Here is a 4,285-nt window from a genome sequence, read left to right as displayed (position 1 = left end):
TGACGGCGCCAGCGGTCGATCGAGAGCGCAGCGCCCGTCGGCATGAAGGCCAAGATGAGCGCGAAGTTGCAGAGAAGAAAGTCGCCCGAGTTCAGAATCACAGGATTGCGTCGCTGCACCGCCACGAGGAGAACGAAGGTGAGCACCAACCATTCGGTCGGCCGCCAGCCGAGAGTGATCGCTACCGAAGCAATAAGCAGCGCGCCGATCGCGACCCACACCGCCCCGGTCGATTCAAGTGCGAACCAGTTCCAGACACCCTGCGACGCGAACTCGATGGGGACTAACGCGTCGGAGCCCAGCAGGCCGCCGACATCGAGCGCCATCGTCGCAGTCCACCCGAACACGACGAGCCCGAACAGAATGCGCATGATCGCGACAGGCCAGGCGGGACGCTCTCGCAGAAAGAGTGCGTGAGCTGCGGCGTCGAACTGCGATCTCGTCCGTTCGAGCAGCGCGGCTGCGAGATCAACCATCGGCACCCTCCCAGACGTGGAATTCGAACTCGTTCAGTTTCGTGTCCGCGATGCCGTCGGCGGTGAGTGGTTCGAGGTCGCGCCAGCGTCGGAGGAGCCGAACACGAACGGGGAGTTCGTCGCCCCGTGCGACGTCTCTCGCGATCCACGCTGCTGACGAGTCCCAGTAGCGCGCGTTCGAATCGAGGCGGACCCGCTCTTGCCATTTGCGCCATCGGTAGGTCCGGTAGGCGCCGATTACTGGGCCGAACTCTGGCAGCCTCCATTCGGTCGTGGTGCCGTCGGCAAACTCGGCAACGGCCACAACTTCGAGGGTTTGGGCGCGCGGGTTCGGGCTAAACACGGACCAGTTCTGTTCGAAGCCGGCATTGACCGCTGGCGACCACACCACAGCGACCATGTCGCGGGCCGGGCTCGCAGGGAGATTCGGTCCGACGATCCAGACCGACATCACCACGACCAGCACAGCCACAACGGCCTGACCGACGCGGGTGTGGATCAGGGCTGTGTGCGCATCGGTGCGCTCTGTGGCGTCGAGCCCGGACATGGAGCGGACCGTATCGCAGAGGTCTGTGATCGGCCGCGAATGTCGGTCTCGTGCGATTGGACTGTCACATCTATGTTGTCACACTTTGGTCAGACCGGAGTGTGACAGGCAGCAGTCAGAACTCGGTGTGGCAGTCCAATCGCTGGGGTGAGTAGCGGCTCAGGTTTCGAGCTGGCGAGCGAGGCCTTCGACCGCCTCAATGAACTCCTCGATCATGTCCATGACGACCTGGCCGGACGATTTCGTCTGGTTCATTGTGCCGACGATCTGGCCGACGAAGTAGTTGGCCAACTTCTCGGCACCCGACCCCTTCGTATAGGCGGCGCGGGCGATGCGCTTCTGAGCTTCGGTTGTCAGAATTGGTTGCAGCGGCATCCCGAGGGGGTCAGGGCGATCGGCGCGTTCCCACTCTTCGGTCCAGGCCGACTTCAACATGCGGGCGTGCTTGCCGGTGAGTGATCGCGAGCGGATCGTGTCGGCCGATGTCGCGGCGAGGAACTTTGCTTTCACGACCGGGTGTGTCTCGGCTTCATCGGTTGTCAACCAGACAGAACCGCACCAGACACCTTCAGCACCGAGTGCCATGGCTGCTGCCATCTGGCGGCCGCGCCCAATACCACCAGCACCGAGGACGGGGATGTTGACGGCGTCGACAATTTCGGGAATCAGAACCATCGAACCGATCTCGCCGGTGTGGCCACCCGCTTCAGAACCCTGGGCGATGATGATGTCGACGCCGGCAGCCTGGTGGCGTTCAGCATGCTGAGGACGCCCGGCGAGCGCGCCGATCAGCTTGCCCTCCTCTTTGCAGCGGTCGATGAGGAACTTTGGCGGCGGGCCGAGCGCATTCGCGATGAACGCAGCGTTGCTGGCGAGTGCGACATTGAGCTGTGGCAGGGCGGCGTTCGCGCTGAACGGTGCGTTGCCGTCGTGGCCACCAACGGCTGTGTTCGAACGTGTGGTCGTGTCGTCGGCCGGCAATTCCGGGACGTCGTAGCGTTCGAGAATCTCATCGATGAACGCCCGATGCGTGTCGGGGATGAGCTTCGCGATGTCTTCGAGCGTGTAGCCGCCGTCTTCGTCGCCGGCGTATTTGGCTGGCACGATCAGGTCGACGCCGTACGGACGGCTGCCAATCTCGGCCTCGATCCATTCGAGGTCGATCTCCAACTGCTTCGGCGAGTGGGCAACTGCGCCGAGTACGCCGAGGCCGCCAGCCTTACTCACCGCGGCGACGACGTCACGGCAGTGGCTGAAGGCAAAGATGGGGAACTCGATACCGAGCAGTTCGGTGGCAGCTGTCTTCATGTCTCCCATTGTGCCGCGTGCCGCCATCCGGGGCGGGATTGGACGACGTGCGGTCATGCACTCTGGAATCAATGCGGTCGTCTTCGTGCTCTCGGTCTCAGGTCTGACACGATCGACAGATGCCACGATTGAACGAAGTGTCCCGCGAGGAGAATGAGTCGCCACTCGTCGAGCAGGTGTACGGGCGGCTCTTCGGCGATCGCGACCCGGTCAACGAACCGGGAACGGCCACCGGTACGCAAGGAGACTGGTGGACGGTCTTCGCCAACGATCACGCAGTGTTCGAACACGCAGTGCAGGGCTTTCGCGTGTACCGGCGCGCGGCGCTCGACCCGATGCTCCGCGAGCTCGGTCAGACGCGAGCTGGCTGGTTGGTCGGGAGCCAGTTCGTCTACTCGCAGCACTGCAAGTCACTGCGCGGGCTCGGCGCGACCGAGGAGCAGATTGCGGGCGTCGCTGTCGGTGCCGGTGCGCCCTGTTGGAATGAACTCGAGCGCCTGGTGCTCGGCTACGCCGACTGCCTCGTCACCGGCCAGGGCAGGGTGCCTGATGCGATCTTCGACGGCCTTCGCGCCCACCTACCCGACGCACAGATTTTGGAGTTGACCTACATCACGTGCCTGTATTCGCAGCACGCGGTGATGTCGAAAGCGCTGCGGACGGAGTTCGACGACGTCGATGAGCGCATCGTTGAGGTCGCTGCGCCCGACGACTTCGACCCTCGCGACATCGTGCGCGATATCAGCGTGCCGGACCAAGACAGAACGAACGAAAGACAGATAATGGAGATCTCAGATGCGGAAACTTCAGATGCGGGAGAAGAAGAATGAGTGATGTCCTGTTTTGTACCGACGTGTTCTGGGAGGCATGGGGCGATCGAGTCACGGCCATTGCGCCAGACATCGAGACGGTGTTGCTGGTCGGTGAAGAACCCGTTGCCGACGCCGATCTCGAACGGATCACGATCGCGTTCTTCTCTCACGATGCCTGGCCGCACCGCGGAGGAAACTTCTTCGGCGTGGCGTTACGCGCCGAGAACCTGGCGTGGCTGCACTCCATGTCGGCCGGGGTCGACAGCCCGATCTTCCAGACACTCAAGGATCGCGGCGTCCGCCTGACGAACTCGTCGGGTTCGAACAGCGCTCCGATTGCGCGCACCGTGATGATGTATCTCCTCGCGCTGGCCCGCGATCTACCGCGGATGATGCGGGCCCAGGCCAACGCCGAGTGGGCGTGGGAGAGATGGAGCGAACTTGAGGGCAAGAGCGTCGCCGTGATCGGCTACGGCCCGATCGGTCAGGAGGTCGTCCGCCTGACAACGGCGTTCGGGATGCAACCCGTGATTGTCCGGCGCCAGGCTCAGGGAGACGAAACATGTCCTGTTCGCCCGCTCGCCGAGCTGGCTGCAGTGATGGCCGAGGTCGACGCGGTCGTTCTCGCGTTGCCGCTCAACGACGACACGCGCGGCATCATCTCCGTTGACGTGATCGCAGCGATGCAGGCGCACGCGTTCTTCGTCAACGTGGGGCGAGGCGAGTTGGTCGATCAACCGGCTCTGACCGAGGCGCTGGCGTCCGGCAAACTTGGTGGCGCCGGCCTCGACGTGACCGACCCCGAACCGCTGCCCGCCGACGATCCGCTGTGGGCATTGCCTAACGTGATCATCACGCCACACAACTCCGGCAGTACCGATGGCACGGCGCGTCGAGCGGCTGAACGTTTTCTCGCAAACCTCGCGCCCTGGGTGTCGTGCGGCGACTTACTCTCTGAGGTCTAAAGCGTTTGCTTCATCGCTGATGTCGATGCGGCGTTCGAAGATGAACTCGTACTCGAGGTAGGAGTTCTCGCGTTCTTGGCCTGGAGCGGGAGGAATGAGCTGAGCTGACTGGAGGAGCATCCAGCCGTCTTGCAGTGCGCGCAGGCCGCTCGAATAGGGCGGCCCACCGGCTTGCTG

The 4,285-nt window shown here is 63.4% G+C and carries 4 protein-coding genes and 2 pseudogenes; 2 read left to right on the top strand and 4 right to left on the bottom strand.

Features of this window, described 5'->3' with window-relative positions; translation table 11 throughout:
- The 3 genes and pseudogenes from ACH2EI_RS19210 to ACH2EI_RS19200 all read right to left on the bottom strand — a co-directional run.
- Window positions 1-476: pseudogene (locus tag ACH2EI_RS19210) on the bottom strand (hypothetical protein); the annotation flags it as partial.
- Window positions 469-1,023: a hypothetical protein gene (locus ACH2EI_RS19205; protein WP_395161197.1), complete on the bottom strand. Its 555-nt coding sequence runs from the start codon at window positions 1,021-1,023 to the stop codon at window positions 469-471. The pseudogene ACH2EI_RS19210 and the gene ACH2EI_RS19205, both read right to left, overlap by 8 nt.
- A gap of 159 nt (window positions 1,024-1,182) precedes the next feature.
- The gene (locus ACH2EI_RS19200; RefSeq protein ID WP_395152026.1) at window positions 1,183-2,331 is read right to left on the bottom strand and encodes a nitronate monooxygenase; all 1,149 of its coding nucleotides are present in this window, start codon (window positions 2,329-2,331) and stop codon (window positions 1,183-1,185) included.
- A gap of 119 nt (window positions 2,332-2,450) precedes the next feature.
- On the opposite strand from ACH2EI_RS19200, the gene ACH2EI_RS19195 reads away from it, so the two are divergent.
- Together ACH2EI_RS19195 and ACH2EI_RS19190 are read left to right on the top strand one after the other, a co-directional pair.
- Window positions 2,451-3,161 carry a carboxymuconolactone decarboxylase family protein gene (locus ACH2EI_RS19195; protein WP_395161195.1) on the top strand — a complete coding sequence of 237 codons (711 nt, stop codon included), beginning with the start codon at window positions 2,451-2,453 and terminating at the stop codon, window positions 3,159-3,161.
- A complete protein-coding gene (locus tag ACH2EI_RS19190; RefSeq protein WP_395152030.1) occupies window positions 3,158-4,108 on the top strand; it encodes a D-2-hydroxyacid dehydrogenase in 951 nt (316 codons plus the stop codon). The genes ACH2EI_RS19195 and ACH2EI_RS19190 overlap by 4 nt, the downstream gene beginning before the upstream one ends.
- On the opposite strand, the pseudogene ACH2EI_RS19185 reads toward ACH2EI_RS19190, so the two are convergent.
- Window positions 4,091-4,285 (bottom strand): annotated as a pseudogene (locus ACH2EI_RS19185) (hypothetical protein); the annotation flags it as partial. The gene ACH2EI_RS19190 and the pseudogene ACH2EI_RS19185 overlap by 18 nt on opposite strands.

The organism is Ilumatobacter sp., assembly GCF_041688325.1.
Classification (GTDB): Bacteria; Actinomycetota; Acidimicrobiia; order Acidimicrobiales; family Ilumatobacteraceae; genus Ilumatobacter_A.
Note: the sequence above shows the minus strand (reverse complement) of the source record. Positions and strands in the feature narration are given on the sequence as shown.